The sequence below is a fragment of the Martinezella sp. CNPSo 3795 genome (genome assembly GCF_057784475.1).
Window position 1 is genome coordinate 277705 of record NZ_JBXSOQ010000002.1, and the last position, 20609, is coordinate 298313.

Genomic DNA, 20609 nt, shown 5'->3' on the forward strand with positions numbered 1-20609 from the left:
GAGAAATGACATGGTCGACTATCGCTATCTCGGGCGTAGCGCGCTGAAGGTATCGCCTCTCACCCTTGGGACGATGATGTTCGGAGGGCCGACGCCTGACGACGTCGCCTTCCGCATTATCGACAAGGCCCGTGACCAGGGCATCAATTTCATCGACACCGCCGATGTCTACCATGACGGCAAGTCGGAAGAGGTGGTCGGTCGCGGCATCAAGGCAAATCGCGATCATTGGGTGCTTGCGACGAAGTTCGTCAACTCGCACAAGAAGGGCCCCAATCTCGGCGGTCATTCGCGCAAATGGGTGATCGAGACGGTCGAAAATTCGCTGCGCCGTCTCAACACCGACTATATCGACATCCTTTATTTCCATCGCGCTGTCTTCGACGCGCCGTTGGAGGAGCCGGTGCGCGCGATCGCCGATCTCATCCGCGCGGGCAAACTGCGCTACTTCGGCGTCTCGAATTTCCGCGGCTGGCGCATCGCCGAGATATCGCATCTGGCCGATCAGCTCGGCATCGATCGCCCCGTCGCAAGCCAGCCGCTCTACAATATCGTCAACCGCACCGCCGAAGCCGAGCAGCTTCCGGCCGCTCATCATTACGGTCTAGGCGTCGTTTCCTACTCGCCGCTGGCGCGTGGCGTGCTGACGGGCAAGTATGAGCCGGGCAAGGAGCCCGCTGCTGATACCCGCGCCGGCCGCGGCGACAAGCGCATTCTTGAGACCGAATGGCGTCCGGAATCGATCGCCATTGCCAAGGAAATCGCCGCTCACGCCGCCGCCAAGAAGGTCACGCCGACTGAATTCGCTATCGCCTGGGTACTGAACAACAAGTTGATCACCTCGGCGATCACCGGTCCACGCACGGAAGAGCATTGGGATAACTACATCCGTGCTCTCGACGTCAAGCTGACCGCCGAGGACGAAGCTCTGGTCGACCGGCTGGTCACGACGGGCCATCCATCGACCCCGGGGTTCAACGATCCGAGCCACCCGGTCGAGGGTCGCGTTCCCGTCAGCGCCGCCCGCGACAATGAAAACGTCGTGCCGCTTGCTCGCGCCGTCGCCTGAGTGCCAAGCCCAAGGCCCCGCTTGAGCGGGGCCGTTCCCTTCCGGCGCAAAGAGCCTCTTCATGCCCATGACAGTTTCATCAGCCGTGCCCTCCGTACCCGTTGAGACCAATCGGACGACGTTGCTTGCAAGAATACCCGATCTTGCCGCGGAGATCGCAAAAGGCGCTGCGCGTCGAGACCTCGAACGCGAGCTGCCCCATGAGGCTTTCAAGCTGTTCAAGGAGGCCGGCCTTGGCGCGTTGCGCATACCGACGGCGCTCGGCGGGCCGGGCGGATCGGTGCTCGATTATATCGAGATGGTGATGACGCTCGCCGCGGCCGATTCCAATGTTGCCCACTCGCTCCGCAGCCATTTCAACTTCACGGAAGCGCTGCTGCTCAATCCGCACAGTTCGGTCGATCGCACGCAGCTTGCCCGCGTCCTTAGCGGTAAGCTCTTCGGCGGCGCTCATACAGAGCAGGGGACGAAGCGTCCTGGTGATGTCACAACGCGGCTGACGAAATCCGGCGAGAGCTACAGGCTCAACGGGCGCAAATGGTATGCGACCGGCACGGCATTCGCCGATTTCGCCTCCTTCAGCGCCAAGGATGATGACGACCAGCTCGTCAGCGTGCTTTTACCCGTCGACCGTAAGGGGATCAGCATCCTCGACGATTGGGACGGCATGGGTCAGCGTCTGACGGCAAGCGGTGGCGTCCTGCTCGATGACGTGGAAGTGCTGCCGCACGAGATTTCGAGGCGCGGGCTGAGCACGCTGATCGGCAGGCATACCTCGACGCTACGTCAGCTGCATCTTGCCGCCTCGATGGCGGGCGCGGTCCGCGGCGCGCTGACAGAAGGCACGGATTACGTGCGCAGGCAGGCGCGTTCGGCAGCCCACAGCGCCGCCGAGACGGCCAATGCCGATCCTTTCGTCCAGAAGATATTAGGCGAGATCGCGGCAAACTCCTTTGCCGTCGACACGCTGATCCGCGAGAGTGCTCGCGCGCTCGATCGGACGGCCGCGACCTTCGCAGGGGATGATCCGCGGGCCTTGGAGACGGCATTGGTCGAAAGCGCGCTGACGACGGCGCGCACCCAGATCGTCGCATCGCAGCTCGCGCTTACCGCCGCGACCAACGTCTTCGAGCTCGGCGGCGGGTCGGCGACGTCGCGCCATCTCAATCTCGATCGCCATTGGCGCAACATTCGCACGGTGCTGAACCATAACCCTTTGCTGCACAAGGCGCGGGTGGTGGGCGATTACTACATCAACGGCACCACGACGCATCTGGAAGAAGGCAAGGTCTTCTGAGCCATGTACATCGACCCGCATTCCCACCAATCCGTCGTCATTATCGGTGGCGGCTTTGCCGGCGCGTTAACGGCGATCAAGCTGCTCGACAAGACGGAGGTGCCGCTTTCGATCACGATATTGGAGCCCCGCGAGGAGCTTGGGCGTGGGGTCGCCTATAGCACGACCGAGGGCGTGCATCTCGTCAATGGCCCCGCCGGTACCTTTTCCCTTCATCCGGAAGAGCCCGACCATCTTACTCATTGGCTGGCGGAGAACGCGTTGCGTTATGGCTGGACACCGCCCGCCGATATCGCAGGTAGTTTTCCGCCGCGCCACCTTTATGGAACCTATGTCCGCGATGAGCTGCGCCGGGCGATATCGACAGCACGCTCCGGATCGACATTCCGGCATGTCAGGGCCATGGCGAGGCGTCTCGTTTCCGCTCCACACAGGGTGGAGATCACCACAAGTGACGGCGAGACTATCGAAGCGGACGAGGTGGTTCTGGCCCTCGGCGTCTTCCAGCCCGATCTTGTACGACAGGAAGCATCCGTCGCCAGTCATCCGGGTTTTGCCGCATCTCCGTGGGATGTTGCGGCCCTCGATCGCCTGCTGGAGACAGATGAGATCTTGCTCATCGGTTCGAGCCTGTCCATGGTCGATGCGGTCGCGAGCATGGAGGCGCGAGGCTTCCAGGGCCGCTATCAGGTCATATCCAGGCGTGGTCAATTCATAGAGGATCGGCGCAATGCCGCGCTGGAGCGTGATTTCCTCGCAGAGAGACCTCTACCGACCACCGCGCGGTCCTTGCTCTCGATCGTCAAGGCCGAACGTCGCGCACTGGCGGCCGAGGCCAAGGATTGGCAGGCGCTGCCGCTCGCCATCCGGCCCTACATTTTGCCTTTGTGGCAAAAGGCTGACGATGTCGAGAGATCGCGGTTCGCACGTCATCTGCGGGCATTCTGGGATGTGACGGCGCATCGCGCCGCGCCTGACAGCTATCGCGCCGTCTCTAAGGCGGTTGCCGAAGGCAGGCTCCGGCACGGGCCTGCGCGATTGCTTTCCATGAAGTCCGCTGGCCGCTTGATTACGGCGACGTTGAAGACGCGTTCGGGCACCGAGTCCCATTCGTTCGGCGGCGTCATCGATTGCCGTGGCCATCAGTTACACGACTGGCGACGCATTTCCGATCCCTTCGTCAGGAGCCTCATCGAAAGCGGAGAGGTTCGCCCGCACAGCACCGGTTTCGGCATCGATGCCACGGAACAAGGGGATGTCATTTCGGAAGAGGGGCGTGTTCACCGCAACATCAGCGCCATCGGCCATCCGCTGCGCGGCGTTGCCTGGGAGTCTAGCTCGATCTCGGAGCAACGAGCGCAGGCGGTCGCGCTTGCCGATCGTATTCTCGCCAAACTGACGCCGCTCGCCCGAGCCGCCTCGTAATCCGACATAAAGGAAGGGGGCGCCGCATCGCCCCCTCAAGCAGAACGGGCTGCTTTTAGTGTCAGCCTTCGCCCTCCTTGATATAGACATCGGCGAAATTCGATTGCACGCCTTCGGCGCCGATCGTGTGGTTTTTGACGCGCTTATTGAAGACCGTGACGTTTTCGAGCGAGATCAGATTGATGACGGGCAGCTCATCGGCGATGATCTTCTGGAAGTCGTTGAATTCCTGCTTGCGCTTTGCCTCGTCGACTTCGATCGAAGCTGTCTCGAGCAACCTATCGACCTCCGGATTTTGATAGTGGCTGGCGTTGGAGAAAGGCAATCCGAGCTTGAAGTTCTTCGACCAGTAGATGCGCTGCACGCCGAGCGTCGGATCGAACTGGTTGCCGAGATATTCCGCCGTGAGGTCGAAGGCGCGCTCGGTATAGACCTTCTGGATATAGGTCGAGAAGTCGTAGGAATCGATCCTCGCGTCGATACCTATGCGAGCGAGGTTCTGCTTCAGATATTCGGCGACGCGTTTGAAGCCTTCATTGTAGGAATTGTGCGTCAGGCGAAGCGCAAACCGAGTGCCGCCGCCGTTTCGCTTATAGCCGGCCTCGTCCAGCAATTGCTCCGCCGCCTTGAGATCGAAGGCATGGGGCTTGATCGCGGCATTGAGATATTGCGGCAGGAAGGTGCTGATAGGCGTTGGCGAGACGTGGCCATAGCCATACCAGACCGTATTGAGGATGACGTTGAGGTCGATGGCATGCGCGATCGCGCGACGCACGCGGACATCCTTCAGGTATTCATTATCGAGGTTGAGGATGAGCTGCGTCTGGTCGCCCTTCGTCTCGTAGCCGCGGGAATCGATGCCGATATTCGGCAGCGCCTTGATGCGCTCGAGATCGGCGAGCGGGATGGGATTGTCGCCACCGAGATCGAACTCTCCGGTCTCGAAGCCCGCCGCGCGGGCAGCGCCATCGGGCACGAAACGCACAACGATCTGATCGAGGTAGGGTTTGCCGGCATCCCAATAATCGGGATTGCGCTCAAGGATGATATGGGAGCCGCGCACCCACTCCCGGAAAACAAAGGGACCGGTGCCGATAGGGGCGCTACCGTTCGGATTGGTCGGAACATCGGCGATCTTGACGCCTTCGTAGATGTGTTTCGGCACGATCGGAGATTCGGCCGCGTAGAGCGCTTTCAAAAGGTAAGGCGCTGGCTTGGAGAGACGGAATATCGCCGTCAGGGGGTCTGGCGTGTCGACCGCGATGACATTGGCGAACGTGCCTCGTCCACGCGGATGAACCTGTTTCAGGAGCTCGATCGAATAGGCGACATCGGCCGAGGTGAATGGCTTGCCGTCGTGCCATTTGACGTTGGGTCTAAGCTTGAACGTATAGGTGAGGCCATCTGAGGCCACCGACCATTCGGTCGCGAGCTGCGGCTTCGCCACGAGACCGAAATCGTAGGTGAGCAGGCCCTCGGTGATCTTCGGGCTGATCTTCTGCGTGCCGCCGGCGGTATGGGCGAGTGCCAGGATGGTTGGCGGCTCGGGCTCGACGATGAAATTAAGCGTGCCGCCGCGCGGCGGTGTTTCGGCCGCGCGCATCGCGGCGGTTGGCAGAAGGGTTGCTGCGGTCGAGAGCAGAAGCAGTTGGTTGAAACGGCGGCGGTTGATGGTCATTCGCTTTCCTTGCCGGTTGAACGGATCGGTCCTTCGGTGAACCGCTGGCGGAGATGTCCGCGATCGGCGCATCTTCGGGCGCCGGGCGGGTAAAACGGAAGAATGTTTTTCTGATCGCCCGAGAAAGAAAAGCTTCGCCGGATCGCCTGAAGCGGGCCGGTCAAATCTTTTGTCTATTAAAAATATAGACTATTTCGCATTTTTAGTTTTTGCTTCCCCCGCGCCGTCTGGGCATGGAAGAAAATATCCATCCGCTCACCGGTAAACGCAAAGCGCGTTCTCGTCTTGAGATGGCCGATTGTGCTGCAATCGGCTAATGAACACGATTGCCGACACTCGGAGAAAACCCATCCAGCCGACCTTGGCGCGGTTGCCGCCATTGACTTCGTTGCGCGCCTTCGTGGCGACAGCGCGGCACCTGAGTTTCCTTGGCGCCGCCGAGGAATTGCACGTCACCTCGGCGGCCGTCGGCCAACAGATCCGGCTTCTGGAGGACTATCTGGGGCAGTCGCTGTTTCACAGGGTCCGCGGTCAACTCCAGTTGACGGCTGCCGGCATGGCACTTGTACCGGGACTGACAAATGCGTTCGACGTGGTTCTGGCGACGATGACGCAATTCATCGCCAACGATCACGATCTTCCGATCCGCGTATCGGTCGCGCCGTCCTTTGCCAGCAAATGGCTGATCCCGAGACTGGATGGTCTGAGGCAAGCAGCCCCTGGCCTGGAGATTCTGGTCGATGCCTCGACGCATTTGATCGATTTGAATAAAGGCGACACGGATTGCGCCATCCGTTATGGCAGCGGCGTTTATCCCGGCCTTGTCGTCGATCACCTTTTCTCCGAGGCCGTCGTGCCGATCTGCAGCCCTGAATTCGCCGAGCGGCATTGGCTGTGGAACGGCCCGCGGGCGATCGAAGGGGTGCCTCTCTTGCACGAGGATGGCGCGGAGCATGATCATTCCTGCCCGGATTGGAATGGCTGGCTGCGTGCAGAAGGACTATCCCTGCGTTTGCCACAGGGCGGCTTCCGCCTCAGTCAATCATCTCTCGTCATAGATGCCGCGTTGGCGGGGCAAGGACTTGGTCTTGGGAAAATCCGCCTGGCGGAGGCCGAGCTGAAGGCGGGACGTCTGGTGACGCCCTTCGGCGGTTCGCAAGCCGTGAGCTTTTCCTATTTCTTCGTCACGACGCCGGCCAAGGAGCGCCTGATGCGCGTCGAACTGTTCCGCAACTGGCTGCGGGCGGAGGCCAAGGTCGTGCGGACGATCGGCGACATCCTGTCGCGCAATATATTGCGCAGGCTTGACATTGCCGCCGCCGAATAGCCGGCCGATTATTTCAGTCTGAAGCCGAGGCGGCGAGCCGCCACGCCGAGAAGGTGTCGTCCCTTCAGGGCTTCGACGGATCCGATCCTGTTTTTCACTTGCACCGTCCAGTCAATGCGCGGCATGCGCTGTTCGGTCTGAAAGTCCTGCAGGACCGTGTTGTAATGTCGTAGGTCCTCCGACCGCCGGCGGTGATCGTAGCGTTCGTCATGGAGCACGCTCGTTTGCGGTAGCCGCGGTTTGACGGCGGCCCGTATGGCCGGATCGGGATAGCCGACCGTCAGGCCGAAAACTGGAAAGACACCCTCCGGCAATTCCAGCTCGCGCGCCACGGTCTCCGGGTCGTTGCGGATGGCGCCGATATAGCAAGTGCCGAGGCCCTGCGATTCCAGGGAGACAACGGCATTTTGCGCCGCGAGCGCGGCGTCGATGACACCGAGCAGGAAGCTTTCGACATAGTCGAGGCCATCGGCGGCTGAACCCTGATCCGCCGCGATGCGGCGTGGCCTCGAAAGATCCGCGAGCCAGATCAGCAAGAGCGGCGCCTGCGTGATCTGCCTCTGTGTTCCGGCAACGGCGTTCAGCTTTTCCTTGCGCGTATCGTCCCTGACGGCAATGACGCTCCAGGCCTGCAGGTTGGACGAGCTCGGCGCCGATTGGGCCGCGGCGACCGCGAGGTGGAGAATGTCATCCGGAACCGGCTTTGGCAGATAGTCGCGCACGCTACGATGGGACAGCAACGTTTCGATCGTCTCATTCCAGTCGGCGCCGATATGATGGCTGTTGCGATAGCGCTCGCCGACGAGAGAGGCGAGCCGATCATCGTCGGGAAGTTTCGCCGTCGTTGCTGATGTCATGCTGTTTCTCCTTTATTCGGCGGCAACGGCATAGGGGTTGGCCGGCCGGGAAAGGCCGAGATGGTCCCGTAGGGTATGCCCCGTATATACTTTCCTGAACAGGCCGCGGCGGCGCAGGATGGGCACCACCTCGTCCACGAAGACCTCCAGGCCATGCGGCAGCACATCGGGCATCAGGTTGAAGCCATCGGCCGCGCCCGCCTCGAACCATTTTTCGATATCATCGGCAATCGCGTCGGGCGTGCCGACAATGGTGCGGTGTCCGGTCCCGCCATTCAAGGCGCGGATGAGGCCGCGTACGGTCAATTTCTCGCGCTGGGCAAGAGCAAGCGTTGCCCGGAAAAAGGTATGCCCGCCGTCAGCCGGCAAGGGAATATCGTCGGGCAGGGGCTCATCGAGTTTCAGCTTGCCTGGATCGACCTGCAGGACGCCGGACAGGCGCGCAAGGCTGTATTCCAGCGGAATGAGGTCCCGCAGCTCCTCTTGCCGTCGCCTGGCCTCCGCCTCCGTGCTGCCGATGATGGTGGCGAGGCCGGCGAGCACCAGCAGGCTGTCGGGCGCGCGGCCATGGCGGGCGGCCCTTGTTCGGAGGTCGCGCGCGTAATCGAGCGACTCCTCCAGGGATTGCGAGGCTGAGAACACCGCTTCAGCGTGCCTCGCTGCCAACCCCCGCCCATCATCCGAGCCGCCGGCCTGCACGATGACGGGATGTCCTTGCGGCGGGCGTGGGACGTTGTGCGGGCCATGAACGGAAAAATGCTTGCCGCGATGTGCGATCGCATGGACCTTGTTGGTATCGACGAACCGGCCACTTTCGACATCGCCGATGAAGGCATCTTCCTCCCAGCTGTCCCATAGGGCCTTGACGACCGATGCAAATTCCTCGGCGCGCTCATAGCGGCCGTGATGCGCGACCGGCTTTTCCAGGCCGAAATTCCGGCTTTGCGAGAGATCGGCGCTGGTGACGATGTTCCAGCCGACGCGGCCGCCGCTGGCGTGATCGAGGGTCGCGAAGCGGCGAGCGATATTGTAGGGCTCGTTATAGGTGGTCGATGCGGTGGCGATCAGGCCGATATGCTCGGTATGGGCCGCCACCGAGGCCAGCACGATGGTCGGCTCGAGAGACGTCAGCGGGCGGAAATCGACGCGATCGGAAATGGCTGCCTGATCGGCAAGGAAGATCGCGTCGAAGGTACCGCGTTCGGCGATTCGAGCGACATTGATATAGTGATTGATATCGAAGGACGCGCGCGGGTCACTTCCCTGCATACGCCACGCCGCCGGCGAAAATCCTGAGTGCAATATGTTGATGTTGAGATGAAGTTCGCGTTTTCTGCTCACTGGAATATCCCCGGTTCGGGAAACTCGCCGTCGAGGAACCAGGTCCCGACATTGCGGGTCTTGTATTCGGCGGGGTTGTGAAGCGTGTGGATGCGCACGTTGCGCCAGAAGCGATCAAAACCGAGTGGCCTGACGGCGGATCGTGCGCCCATGACCTCGAAGATCTCGCTCGTCACCTCCAGCGCGACGCGTCCGGCAAGCACATTGGCGGAGGCGACCGCGATCGCCGCTTCACCGCGCTCCTTCGCCGTCAAATCGTGCCCCTTCGCATAAACGGCATCAACCGCCGCCAAAGCCCGGTCGGCAAGCGCCGTTGCCGCCTGTACCTTGATCCAAAGCTCGCCATATTGCCTCTTGATCCATGGGTCGTCGGAATGACGCTCGACACCGGAATAGATCCACGGCCGCGATTTCGTGACGGTATAGTCGCGCGCCGCTGCCAATCCCCCCTGCGCGGAGCCGACGAAGACGTTGAGAAGTACGCTCTGCTGCTGCAACGGTGCCAATAGGGTCATCGGATCCTTCGGGCGCTCCGGCAGGATCTCTTCGTCGCTGATCTCGACATCCTTGTAGAGGACACGGCCGCTCCCGGTCTGCCGCTGGCCGATCCCGTCCCAATCGTCCGTGATGGTGATGCCGTAGCGGTCGGCCGGTATATAGGCAAAGCTCCGCTTGTTGGTGTCCTCGTCTTCCCAGGCGACCATCAGATAGTCGGCGACATGCGAACCCGAGGCGAACGGCCTGAAGCCGTTGAGGATGACCTTTTCCCCTTTCCTTCGACCGAACAGACTTTTCGAGAAACTGTTCGTCGTGTTGCCCCAGAACCAGCGACCGGTCGCGGAGCGGCGCAGGATGTCTTGGGATCGCTCGTCGTGGAGCATGGTAACGGCGTTTTGCAGCGGGCTGAAATGATAGCCATAGAGATGACCGAGCGAGCCGTCCACCTTGGCGAATTCACGCACGATGCGCATGGCGGTGGAGTAGCGTTCGCCGGTACCGCCGAATTCCTTCGGGATGACCAGATTGACGAGGCCGCTCTCCTTCAGGAGCCTGATCTGCCCGGCGGGCCTGCCGCCAGATTGATCTCTCTCGATGGCATCGAGGGCAAATATATCTCGAAGCTCCACGGCTTTGGCGAGATGGGGATTCGATTGATCCGCCTCGAAAAGGGAGGGTGGAGGATAGGGTGGCTCGAAGCCATCTGGTTTCATGGTCATGACGGCCTCGTTCTAATGTAGGCGCGGAAAGCCGTGCCGTTCGGCAAGCAGCTCGAGGATGCGATCGGTCGAATTGATGAAGCGCGTTCCTTTCCAGTCGCTGGCGTCATCAGGCGGGTTCTCCGCGAGAATGAGGAGCGGCAGCGACTGGTTTTCCTCGCCGGCAACCTCGATCACCTTTTGTCGCGGCCGCGGGAACGCAACCCTTTCGACATCGATCGCAGAGGCAAGATCCGGGAATGAGGCGAGCAGTCCCTCGATCGCATTGCAATAGGGGCAGACGAAGCTGACGCCTGGATGTTTCGGATCGGCAAAACCGGGTGAAATGAGGAACAATTTGTCACGAGCCACTTGATCTTCTCCTATTCCGCCGCGACCGCATTGCCTGCGGAAAAACGATTGGCCGGACGCCTCAGTCCGAGATTTTCGCGCAGCGTCGCGCCTTCATATTCGCTGCGGAACAGGCCGCGGCGGCGCAGTTCCGGCACGACAAGCGTGATGAAATCGGCAAGGCCTCCGGGCATGATGGGCGCCATGATGTTGAAGCCGTCGGCGCCGTAGTTTTCGAAGCGTTCTTCCATGACATCGGCGATCTGTGTGGGCGTCCCAACAACCTGCCAATGGCCGCGTGCACCGGCGATGCGCAGATAGAGCTGGCGGATGGTCAGGTTTTCGCGGCGCGCGAGATCGAGCACCAGTTCCTGGCGGCTCTTGCCGGCATTGGTGACAGGCGGCTCGGGGGGCACGGGACCGTCAAGCGGATAGGAACTCAAGTCGACGCCAGTCAATTGCGAGAGGAGATTAAGACCGACTTCCGGTTGGATGAGGTTCTGCAGGGCCTGGAATTTGTCTTCGGCTTCCGCTTCGCTTCGCCCGACGACAGGAAAGATTCCCGGCAGGATCTTCAAGTCGTCGGGCGAACGGCCATATTTGCCGAGCCGGCTCTTGACGTCGGCATAGAAGGCTTTTGCCTCGCCAAGCGTGATCTGCGCGGCGAAGATCGCCTCGGCGGTGCGCGCGGCCAGTTCCTTGCCGGGCTCGGAGGCTCCGGCCTGCACGACAACCGGGCGCCCCTGCGGCGAGCGTGGAATGTTCAGCGGCCCGCGCACCTTGAAGTGGCGCCCCTTATGGTCGAGCCTATGCAGTTTTTCGGGATCGAAATACCGGCCGCTCTCACGATCGCGGATGAAGGCATCGTCCTCGAAGCTGTCCCAGAGGCCGAGCACGACATCGGCGAATTCCTCGGCTCGGTCGTAGCGGTCGGCATGCAGGACCTGCGCGTCATGGCCGAAGTTGAAGGCGGCGTCCGGATCGGAGGAGGTCACGAGGTTCCAGCCGGCGCGGCCGCCGCTTAGGCGGTCGAGTGAACCGAACTGGCGCGCGAGGTTGAAGGGATCGGAAAAACTTGTTGAGGCGGTGGCGATCAGGCCGATATTGCGGGTGACGCTGGCAAGCGCCGAGAGCAGCGTGATCGGTTCGAACGGATAGATGCCGCTATGCGCCTTCCGGCTTGCCGCATCCAGGTCCTTCAGACGAGCGGCAACACCGTCGGCAAAGAAGATGGTATCGAACTTGGCGGCTTCGGCGAGCTTGGCGAGCTCGAGATAGTTCTCGAATTCGGTACCCACCGATGCTTCCGGATGCCGCCAGGCGGCGACATGGTGGCCGGTGAAGAGCAGGAAGGCGCCGAGCTTGATCTGATCCTTGCGTCTAGCCATGGAATATCCTTTCAGCGATACATCGCCGGAACGGGGAATTCACCCGTCAGCAGCCATGTGCCGAGCGTGCGCTTCTTGTACTCGGCGGGATTGTGCAGCGTATGGGTCCGCACGTTGCGCCAGAAGCGGTCGAAACCGTTTGCCGTCGTTGCCGATCGCGCGCCCATGACCTCGAAGATCTCGCTGGAGACGGCAAGCCCGACTTCGCCGGCATAGACATTGGCCGTGGCTATATCGATGGCGGCGGCGCCACGATCTTCATGCGTCAGGCCCGGTCCCTGGTTAAAGGCCTTATCGAGGCTCAGCGCCGCCTTGTCGGCGAGCTCGATGGCAGCGAGCGTGCGGATGTAGAGATCGCCATATTGCCGCTTGATCCAGGGGTCGTCGGTGTGTTTGTCGACGCCGGAATAGATCCATGGCCGAGACGATGTCGTCGTGTAAGCCCGGCCTTCTTCCAGCGCGCCCTGGGCGCTGCCGACGAAGACGTTGAGCAGCACGCTTTGCTGCAGCAGGGAGGTCAGCGACGTATAGGGTGTCAGCGGGACCGCCGGGGAACTGATGAGTTCGTCATCCCCAATCTCGAGGTCGTGAAAGCTGACCGTGCCGCTGCCGGTCTGGCGCTGGCCGATGCCATCCCAATCGTCCTCGATGACAATGCCGTTTCGATTGGCGGGAACGACCGCGGTCAGGCGCTCGCCGTCGGCATTCTCGAAGGAGATTTGAATATAGTCTGATATGTGCGAGCCGGAGGAAAACGGGCGCTTGCCGTTGACCAGCCAGCCGCGGTCGATCCGCCTTCCGGACGAGGTTTTCGACATGGCGTTGCCGGAATTGCCCCAGACGAAATTGCCGGCGGCGGATGCCCTGAGCAGGCGCTCCCGCTGCACGTCCGATCCCCGAAAGAGCACGAGGTTCAAGGGGAGGTGGTGGTAGCCGAAGAGATGCGCGAGCGAGCCGTCGGTACGCGCGAATTCGCGCACGATCCGCAAGATGGAGAACCAGGAAGCGCCGCGACCGCCATATCGGGTCGGAATCTGCGCCGAAGGCAATCCGCTCTCCTTCAGCAGGCGGATCTGTTCGGTCGGCCTGCCACCCAATTTGTCGCGCTCGACCGCGTCCCGGTCGAATGCCCGCCGGAGCTCGACGGCTTTTGCGACAAGGGGATCGGATGTGTGTGATGGGAAAGACATGTCTGCTTCACGCCCGTGGATTTGAACGGCGCATCGCCGCTTTGAAGCCTGAAGGGTTCGGTGATTGCAGGCCCAAGTCCAGCAATATCTATTTGATCCGTCGGGAAGAAATTCTTCTCCCGCTTATCGAAAAACTTAGGCGACCGCAGTTTCCAGCCGTTACGTGTCGCCGCGAAATGATCTCCGTCGGTTCGACATGTCGCGTGACGAAGGAATCCGAACTGGTGGCGGTAAATAGAATATAATTTCTATAGATTATAATCTTTAACGTTTAGCCTTCTTCCGCAGCCATGATGGAGAAGACGATGACGGACAGACAAAGGCAACTGAAGCTCGGGGCTTTTCTTTATCCGACCGGGCACCACATTGCCGCCTGGCGGCATCCGCTGACGCAGGCCGACGCCGGTTCGAATTTCGCCCACTATGTCGAGCTGGCGCAAGTCGCCGAAGCTGCGAAGTTCGATCTGATCTTCATGGCTGACGGTGTGGGAACGCGCGGATCCGATACGGAGGCGCTCCATCGCACGGCCCAGCGTTATGTCGCGCAGTTCGAGCCGATCACCCTGCTTTCCGCTCTCGCGGCGGTGACGAAGAATATCGGCTTCGTGGCGACCGCCTCGACCTCCTTCAACGAGCCCTATCACATCGCCCGCAAATTCGCTTCTCTCGATCATATCAGCGGCGGCCGCGCCGGCTGGAACCTCGTGACATCGTCCAGCGATCACGAAGCGCATAATTTCGGCAGGGACGAGCATTATGCCCATGCGGAGCGTTACGAACGCGCCGAGGAGTTTGCCGACGTCGTGCTTGGGCTCTGGGACACCTGGGAGGAAGACGCATTCCCCCGCGATCAACGGAGCGGCGTCTTTTATGAGCCTGAGAAGCAGCACATCCTCAATCACAAGGGTAAGCACTTCAAGGTGCGCGGGCCGCTGAACGTGTCGCGCACGCCGCAGGGCCACCCAGTGCTCGTGCAGGCAGGCTCGTCCGAGCCGGGAAGGGAGCTCGCCGCCCGCACCGCGGAAGTCGTCTTTACCGCCCATCAGACCATCGAGGATGCGAGAGCCTTCTACGCGGATATCAAGGGTCGCCTCGCGAAATATGGTCGGGACCGAGATGACCTCAAGATCATGCCGGGCATCTTCCCGGTCGTCGGCAGAACGCGCGAGGAAGCGCAGCAAAAATTCGCCGAACTTCAGGATCTCGTCCATCCGGTGGTCGGCCTCTCAATGCTGAATGGCATGGCAAGCGGTGTCGATCTCTCCCAATATCCGCTCGACGGCCCCGTTCCGGATCTGCCTGAGACCAATGGCAGCAAGAGCCGCCAGAAATTGTTGCTCGATCTTGCCAGGCGCGAAAATCTGACGATCCGGGAACTTTATCTCCGTATCGCCGGCGCGCGTGGTCATTGGCAGATCGTGGGAACGCCGATCGAGATCGCCGATCAGATGGAAGAATGGTTTAGGACGGGTGCTGCCGATGGCTTCAACGTCATGCCGCCGCAACTGCCGACCGGTCTCTATGATTTCGTCGAACATGTGTTGCCGGAGCTGCGCCGCCGCGGCCTCTTCCGCGGCGATTACGAAGGTTCGACACTACGCGAAAACCTCGGATTGAGAGTACCTTTGCATCCGGCGCGGCATGCCGTCGCCGCGGAGTAGTCGGCCATGGGCAACTCCCTGCATCTCCAGATCAACCATGTCACCCGCCAGTTCAAGGTCAACAGTGAGATTTTGACCGCGCTCGACGATGTCAGCCTCGATATCGCCGAGGGTGAATTCGTGACGATCGTCGGAGCGAGCGGCTGCGGAAAGTCGACGCTGTTGCGCCTTGGTGCCGGCCTTGATCTTCCGACATCGGGATTCGTTGGTCACGCAGGCCGGCCCGTCAAGGAGCCGAGCCTTGAGCGCGGCATCGTCTTTCAGGAGCCACGGCTTTTCCCCTGGTTGACCGTCGCCCGCAATATCGCGCTCGGGCTCGAGAATTCCGGGCTGTCCAAGGCAGAGAAGAACAGGCTCGTCGAATCCCACCTCGAACTTGTCGGGCTTTCCGGCTTCGCAAAGGCCTATCCGCACCAGCTTTCGGGTGGGATGGCGCAGCGCGCCGGCATCGCGCGGGGATTGGTCAATCGCCCGAATGTCCTATTTCTCGATGAACCCTTTGGCGCGCTCGACGCCATCACCAAGGCAAGGCTGCAGGATGAGTTGCAGACGATCTGGGCGAAGGAACGCATCACCATGGTGCTGGTGACGCATGACGTCGAGGAAGCCGTCTATCTCGGCGATCGCGTCGTCGTCATGTCATCCCGGCCGGGTCGCATCCGTGACATCGTTCCGGTGGACTTGGCGCGCCCACGCGATCGCACCTCCCCGATGCTGGTCGAAATCCGCAATCGGGTGCTTGAGAGCCTCAACGCCACGACGTCAACGCCTCGCCCGCCAGCGAGCATCACAAGTCCGGCGGTTGAAATCCGGCCTGCGGTCGTCGCAGCAGAATAATCACGGAGCAACAGATGAAACTGTCCATTATTTCCCGCTTGGTCGCCGGCGCGACGGTCGCCCTTGGCCTGTTATCCGCCCCGGCCTGGGCGCAGGATCCCCTCGTCATTCACGTTGGCTACGCCGCGATCGGCGTCGACAACAAACCCTATGCCGAGGGAACGTCGGCTGCGACGGCTCGCGCCGGCGAATTTCTGGAAAAGGAATTCGCCAACGATCCGAACGTCAAGATCGAATGGACTTTCTTCAAGGGTGCCGGGCCGGCGGTCAACGAGGGCTTCGCCAACGACCAGCTCGACTTCGCCTATCAGGGCGATCTTCCGGCGCTGATTGGGCGGGCAACCGGCCTGAAGACGAAGTTTCTGCTGGCGAGCGGCGCGCGCAAGCCGCTTTATCTCGCTGTCGCCAAGGGATCCGGCATCAAGACGATCGAGGATCTGAAGGGCCGCAAGGTCGCGCTGCAGCGCGGTACCAACGGCCACCTCTCCGCAATCAAGATCTTGCAGGCACACGGATTGACCGAGCGTGACATCCAGGTCGTCAATCTGGATACCGCCGGCACGGTCGCGGCCCTGACCAGCAGGGACATAGATGCGGCTTTTGGCGACACGCAGCTCATCAATCTCGCGGCGAAGGACAGCGCCGATGTCATCTACACGACGAAGGGTGACGATCCGCGTTTCGGGCGCAATGCCGGCATCATCGGCCGCGAGGCCTTCATCGACGCCCATCCGCAGATCACGCAGCGTGTCGTCGACGCGTTCGTCAAGGCGGCGCAGTGGTCGTCGGAAGAGCAGAACCGTGCGGCCCTCTTCGAACTCTGGCACAAGTCCGGCACGCCCGTTCCGATCCTGGAGGAATATTTCCGCAACGATACGCTCACCTATCGCAACTCGCCGCTGATCGACGATCTCCTGGTCTCGCAGTACAAGGAGCAGGCGATCAAGAGCAAGGAATACGGCCTGATCCGGCGCGATGTCGACCTTAACGGCTGGTTCGAACCGAAATATCTCAACAATGCGCTGGAAAAGCTCGGGCTGACGAAATTCTGGCAGCCCTATGGCGCCGACGGAAAGCCGGTCGCCTCCTGATCGGAGACGCGATCAAGACTAGGAGATTGGCGTGAGCGCTGTTGTCGAGACTACCGGGCGGGCCGGCTTGCCGCTATCGCCAGCAAGGCTCCAGCGCCTTGTCCTTTTCGTGACGGGCCTGATCTTTCCGCTTGGCCTGTTTGGCCTCTGGTGGGTTGCCTCCGCCAGGGGCTGGCTGCCGGAGCAGATCCTGCCGCCGCCAGCCTATGTCTACCAGACCGGCCGCGACATGATCCTGAGCGGCGAGCTTCTCTATCACACCGGGGTCAGTCTCTGCCGTGTCGTCGTTGGCTTTACCATCGGCGCCGGGCTCGGCCTGTTGCTCGGCATTGCCATGGGGCTTTCCGAAAGCGTCGAGGACTATGTGAAGCCGCTCTTCCTCGCCTTCGCGCAGATCCCGACGCTCGGATGGATCCCGCTTTTGATGCTGCTTGTCGGCATCGAGGAGAGCTTGAAGATCATCATCATCGCCAAGGGCGCCATCGTGCCGATGACGATGAACACGCTCGCCGGGGTCCGCGGCGTCCCGCCGAAATATCTCGAGGTCGGCAGAGCGCTTCGCTTCAGCCGCTGGCAAACCCTGCGCTTGATCGTGCTGCCGGCTGCCGTTCCCTCGATATTCACCGGTATCCGTTATGGCCTTACCCATTCCTGGACATCGCTTGTCGGTGTCGAGTTGCTCGCCTCGTCCGAAGGGCTCGGCTACCTGTTGGTCTGGGGGCGGCAGATGTTCTGGCTCGATACCGTCATCGTCGCGATGATTGCCATCGGACTTGTCGGCTTCGTCATGGACAAGGGGCTGGATCGCACCGAACTACTGATCCAGCGGTGGAAGCGGCGGGAGCTTTGACAATGGCAAGAGCAAGCGGTTTCGTACGTTTCCGGCGCGGCATGACGTTGCCGATCCTCCTCCTCGTGGGCTGGGAGGTTTCAAGCCGGACGGGTCTCGTGGACGCGCGCTTTCTGCCCTCGCTGGAGGATGTCGTCGGCACGGCCAAGCGTGAGCTGATCGACAATGATCTTATCGGCGAACTGGGTTTCAGCCTGATGCGCAATATTGCCGGCTTCCTGATTGGATGCGTGCTCGGCGTCGCTTTCGCGAGCCTGCTGGCGCTCTCCCGGATTGCCGACCGCCTGATCATGCCGACCTTCAATGGACTGAAGCAGATCTCCCTTCTGGCATGGATACCGCTGATCTCGGTCTGGTTCGGCTTTGGCGAACAGGCGAAGATCGTCTTCGTCGCGCTCGCCGCCTTCATTCCTATCGTTCTCAATACCTATGATGGCATGCGTGAGGCGCCGGCTGAGCTGCTTGAGGTCGCAAGGGCGCTAAGGTTCAATGCGCGGCAGAAGGCATTGCGGATCTATATTCCGGCGGCGATGCCGTCGATCGCCACCGGCGTGCATCTCGGCTTGATCTATGCCTGGCTGGCAACGGTCGGCGCGGAATATTTCCTGGCCGTCGGTCCGGGCATCGGCGGCCTGGTCATCGCCGGTCGGGAGCGGTTCGACATGGCGCTCGTCATGGTCGGCGTCCTGGTGCTCGGCTTCGTCGGCTTTACACTAAATCGCCTTGCCTCCGCGCTTGAAGCTTATTTGTTGCGCTGGCGGCCTAAGCAGACCGTATAGGCTGCGAACATCATGCGCTTCAATGTATCAAGCAGCTAAACCCGGTTCCTCGGCTGCTGTTCTCGAGACCGTTCTCGATCTTGGCCCCGCGGACACGTTCAATCGCCCACTGTTGATGCAATGAGCGGCCGGATCGAAATTCCTGCAACTTCTGCCTTGCCTGCCTGACGGCATCGGGCAAGACATATGTTTGCGGACGCCATGAAAACTCTGGCGCCCGCAAACATCCAGAACTAGGCATCGATGATATAGACGATCGTGAATGTCGAGGGATCGACGATGACGATCCGTCCGTCCGCTAGGACGAAGAATCGATACGCCTTATATTGCGGAACGATCTGGACGATGCGCGGCGGCAGCGGCTCCAGCTCGATCTTCCGGGGAATGGTCGCGCCTACCGATACCGAGAAATCCGTCTCGCGAACGGGGGTGACATGGACCTCTTTAACCACCTGCCGGATCTGTGTTTGTTGCTCAACGGAGACCTGGACTTGCGAGCCGCCCTGCGTGTTTGTTTTTGTCGTGGTTTTGCTTCCCGTCTCACCTCCGGTCGTGTCCGTCTGTTGATCCTGCTTGGTGCTGCTAGGCGCTTTCATATTGCTGCCGGAGCTTCCCGCGGAACCCGCTTTGTTGGTGTCTGTACCACCTTGACCAGTCCCTTGCTCATCGTTCGAGCTGTTGGTGCCTCGGGACTGGGGAGATGCTGATTTGTTGTTGGTTCCTGCCTTGGTACCATTGCCTTGTTGAGTTTGGTCTCCGGATTGGCTTCCCGTCTGGCCTGTTGCTCCGGTGTTTGTCGAGCTGTTGTTCTGACTGCCATTCGACTTCGAATCCTGATTGCCTTGAGTGGATTGGGCCGGTGCCTGGCCGGGGGAATTATCTGAATTTCCCTTCAAGTCCTTGGTGGATGTTCCGGACTGTGGCTGTTGCTCGCTGGTCGATGGCTTGCTGTCGCGCGTCGTGCCGCTTTTGGGGATGACCTGGGTATCCTGCGCGCTTGCGGGTGTGATGGCTGCGAAGGAAACACCGATTGAAAGCGCCGTCATCAGAACGGCAAGTCTGTTCGTCGTCTTCATGATTTTCTCTTTTCTCGCTGTTGAGTACATAACGGCGTTTATCCGCCGCTATAGGACGAACAAGGTGACGGGCCTCCATGTTCCGGCATTGGACTTCAGTCGCACGGGCATCCGACTGAAGGCTCGGCCGTGAGCTTCCAACATGCCGCAGCTATTTTTTGCGGTGGGTAAGCCTTGTCGGACTGTGTCGGCATGGCGCAACTTTGATCACTCCGAGCGGGCTCTTTAAAGGAACTTTGCAACGCGATCGGCATTCCCTTCTTTGTTATTTGCGTTCTGAAACAGCGGAAACCTCGCTGAAGGAGCTTACCGTGATCAAACCTTTGATTCTATTTGGCCTCGCGCTGATGCCGGCAGCGGCTTTCGCGCAGTCGGCCGATCTTGAGGCAACCTGCAAGATCGTAGCCAAGAACTTCTTCCTGTCGGATAGCCTCGCGATCGGCGCTATCCAATCCTTTCCGGAACTGAAGCCGCCTGGTGTGCGCATGGCCTACTCCACCCGTCAGGGAACATCTCCCGCGGAAATGACGGACACCTTCGAATGTGAATTCGACAAGCCCGACAAACCCCATAATCTCGCTAAGTTCTGCGTATCAACCACTTGCTATACCGCGAATGAGAGCGATGCGGACCGCAAGCGACGCTTCGAGGAAATGCGCGTTCTCTTGCAACGAGCGGAAAAATAGCCGCTGTGAGTGGTGAAGGAATGTTAGATTTGGTGCCTGCCTTTAAAGCCAAGGATTTGCCTGTCGGTCAGAGCGACCGCTCGGTCGGAATGATCAAGGTCCATGTGGCGGGGAAAGGCTCCGCCGAGTTCGCTCAGGTGAAAGCTCGAGCTTGGATGGCTTTCGCTTGCGGCTTTGGTGACAACCTCGGCGGAACATTCGGATCGCGGTGCCGTTTCGCCGCAAGAGGACAATCATGACACAACAATTGTGGAACAAGCCAATCACCGTCGAGACGCGCAAACGCGGTCAGCGCCTGACGATCGCCAACACGGAGACCGCCACCTATTACCTGCTGCGGAACTGGCCCGCAAAGTCGCACGGGATCGCCTTCAAGAATGCGAAGCGAACGTTGATCAGTGCTCACCAAGGCCACGTGGAGGCGCTGGTAGCAAGAGCCGCGTTCCTCGCCGCGCTTGAAGAAAGCGGTATCCAAATATTTGAAGCGTGATGGGCGAGCGCGACGCGCTC

At 60.8% G+C, this 20609-nt stretch carries 19 protein-coding genes; 11 read left to right on the top strand and 8 right to left on the bottom strand.

The window, feature by feature from the left end:
* The first annotated feature begins 10 nt into the window (after positions 1 to 10).
* The 3 genes from AC13QY_RS06170 (at position 11) to AC13QY_RS06180 (ending at position 3791) form a co-directional block, all read left to right on the top strand.
* The gene (locus AC13QY_RS06170; protein ID WP_488492927.1) at positions 11 to 1069 is read left to right on the top strand and encodes an aldo/keto reductase; all 1059 of its coding nucleotides are present in this window, start codon (positions 11 to 13) and stop codon (positions 1067 to 1069) included.
* Between the two features lie 61 nt (positions 1070 to 1130).
* Entirely contained in the window at positions 1131 to 2366 is a 1236-nt protein-coding gene (locus AC13QY_RS06175; protein WP_488492928.1) for an acyl-CoA dehydrogenase family protein, read from the top strand.
* Between the two features lie 3 nt (positions 2367 to 2369).
* Entirely contained in the window at positions 2370 to 3791 is a 1422-nt protein-coding gene (locus tag AC13QY_RS06180) for an FAD/NAD(P)-binding protein (protein ID WP_488492929.1), read from the top strand.
* 61 nt (positions 3792 to 3852) lie between these two features.
* Here the strand turns inward: AC13QY_RS06180 and AC13QY_RS06185 are convergent, their stop codons facing one another.
* A complete protein-coding gene (locus AC13QY_RS06185) occupies positions 3853 to 5469 on the bottom strand; it encodes an ABC transporter substrate-binding protein (RefSeq protein WP_488492930.1) in 1617 nt (538 codons plus the stop codon).
* A gap of 316 nt (positions 5470 to 5785) precedes the next feature.
* Here AC13QY_RS06185 and AC13QY_RS06190 point away from each other — a divergent pair, with 316 nt between their 5' ends.
* On the top strand, positions 5786 to 6796 hold the full coding sequence (locus tag AC13QY_RS06190; RefSeq protein WP_488492931.1) for a LysR substrate-binding domain-containing protein: 1011 nt from the start codon (positions 5786 to 5788) through the stop codon (positions 6794 to 6796).
* An 8-nt stretch (positions 6797 to 6804) separates the two neighbouring features.
* On the opposite strand, the gene AC13QY_RS06195 is transcribed toward AC13QY_RS06190, so the two are convergent.
* Genes AC13QY_RS06195 through AC13QY_RS06220 form a run of 6 tightly spaced genes read right to left on the bottom strand, consistent with a single transcriptional unit; the run spans position 6805 to position 13119 of the window.
* A complete protein-coding gene (locus tag AC13QY_RS06195) occupies positions 6805 to 7653 on the bottom strand; it encodes an NADPH-dependent oxidoreductase (RefSeq protein ID WP_488492932.1) in 849 nt (282 codons plus the stop codon).
* Positions 7654 to 7665: 12 nt separating this feature from the next.
* Positions 7666 to 8994: an LLM class flavin-dependent oxidoreductase gene (locus AC13QY_RS06200; protein ID WP_183809941.1), complete on the bottom strand. Its 1329-nt coding sequence runs from the start codon at positions 8992 to 8994 to the stop codon at positions 7666 to 7668.
* On the bottom strand, positions 8991 to 10211 hold the full coding sequence (locus AC13QY_RS06205; protein ID WP_488492933.1) for an acyl-CoA dehydrogenase family protein: 1221 nt from the start codon (positions 10209 to 10211) through the stop codon (positions 8991 to 8993). Before AC13QY_RS06205 ends, AC13QY_RS06200 begins: the two co-directional genes overlap by 4 nt.
* 12 nt (positions 10212 to 10223) lie before the next feature.
* Positions 10224 to 10562: a DUF3088 domain-containing protein gene (locus AC13QY_RS06210; protein ID WP_488492934.1), complete on the bottom strand. Its 339-nt coding sequence runs from the start codon at positions 10560 to 10562 to the stop codon at positions 10224 to 10226.
* A gap of 11 nt (positions 10563 to 10573) precedes the next feature.
* The gene (locus AC13QY_RS06215; protein WP_113501197.1) at positions 10574 to 11929 is read right to left on the bottom strand and encodes an LLM class flavin-dependent oxidoreductase; all 1356 of its coding nucleotides are present in this window, start codon (positions 11927 to 11929) and stop codon (positions 10574 to 10576) included.
* A gap of 11 nt (positions 11930 to 11940) precedes the next feature.
* A complete protein-coding gene (locus AC13QY_RS06220) occupies positions 11941 to 13119 on the bottom strand; it encodes an acyl-CoA dehydrogenase family protein (protein WP_488492935.1) in 1179 nt (392 codons plus the stop codon).
* A gap of 305 nt (positions 13120 to 13424) precedes the next feature.
* Here AC13QY_RS06220 and AC13QY_RS06225 point away from each other — a divergent pair, with 305 nt between their 5' ends.
* Genes AC13QY_RS06225 through AC13QY_RS06245 form a run of 5 tightly spaced genes read left to right on the top strand, consistent with a single transcriptional unit; the run spans position 13425 to position 18337 of the window.
* Positions 13425 to 14780 carry an LLM class flavin-dependent oxidoreductase gene (locus tag AC13QY_RS06225; RefSeq protein WP_488492936.1) on the top strand — a complete coding sequence of 452 codons (1356 nt, stop codon included), beginning with the start codon at positions 13425 to 13427 and terminating at the stop codon, positions 14778 to 14780.
* Between the two features lie 6 nt (positions 14781 to 14786).
* Positions 14787 to 15617 carry an ABC transporter ATP-binding protein gene (locus AC13QY_RS06230; RefSeq protein WP_113420652.1) on the top strand — a complete coding sequence of 277 codons (831 nt, stop codon included), beginning with the start codon at positions 14787 to 14789 and terminating at the stop codon, positions 15615 to 15617.
* Positions 15618 to 15631: 14 nt separating this feature from the next.
* Positions 15632 to 16708, top strand: coding sequence for an ABC transporter substrate-binding protein (locus tag AC13QY_RS06235; RefSeq protein WP_113353461.1), 1077 nt, complete (start codon positions 15632 to 15634; stop codon positions 16706 to 16708).
* 31 nt (positions 16709 to 16739) lie between these two features.
* On the top strand, positions 16740 to 17558 hold the full coding sequence (locus tag AC13QY_RS06240; protein WP_488492937.1) for an ABC transporter permease: 819 nt from the start codon (positions 16740 to 16742) through the stop codon (positions 17556 to 17558).
* A 2-nt stretch (positions 17559 to 17560) separates the two neighbouring features.
* Entirely contained in the window at positions 17561 to 18337 is a 777-nt protein-coding gene (locus tag AC13QY_RS06245) for an ABC transporter permease (protein ID WP_488492938.1), read from the top strand.
* 233 nt (positions 18338 to 18570) lie between these two features.
* Here the strand turns inward: AC13QY_RS06245 and AC13QY_RS06250 are convergent, their stop codons facing one another.
* Positions 18571 to 19413, bottom strand: coding sequence for a DUF1236 domain-containing protein (locus AC13QY_RS06250; RefSeq protein ID WP_488492939.1), 843 nt, complete (start codon positions 19411 to 19413; stop codon positions 18571 to 18573).
* A 311-nt stretch (positions 19414 to 19724) separates the two neighbouring features.
* Between AC13QY_RS06250 and AC13QY_RS06255 the strand changes: the two genes are divergently transcribed.
* Both AC13QY_RS06255 and AC13QY_RS06260 read left to right on the top strand, forming a co-directional pair.
* On the top strand, positions 19725 to 20099 hold the full coding sequence (locus AC13QY_RS06255) for a hypothetical protein (RefSeq protein WP_112721678.1): 375 nt from the start codon (positions 19725 to 19727) through the stop codon (positions 20097 to 20099).
* A gap of 235 nt (positions 20100 to 20334) precedes the next feature.
* Complete coding sequence (locus AC13QY_RS06260) at positions 20335 to 20589, top strand: DUF982 domain-containing protein (protein ID WP_488492940.1); 255 nt, start codon at positions 20335 to 20337, stop codon at positions 20587 to 20589.
* Positions 20590 to 20609 lie beyond the last annotated feature (20 nt).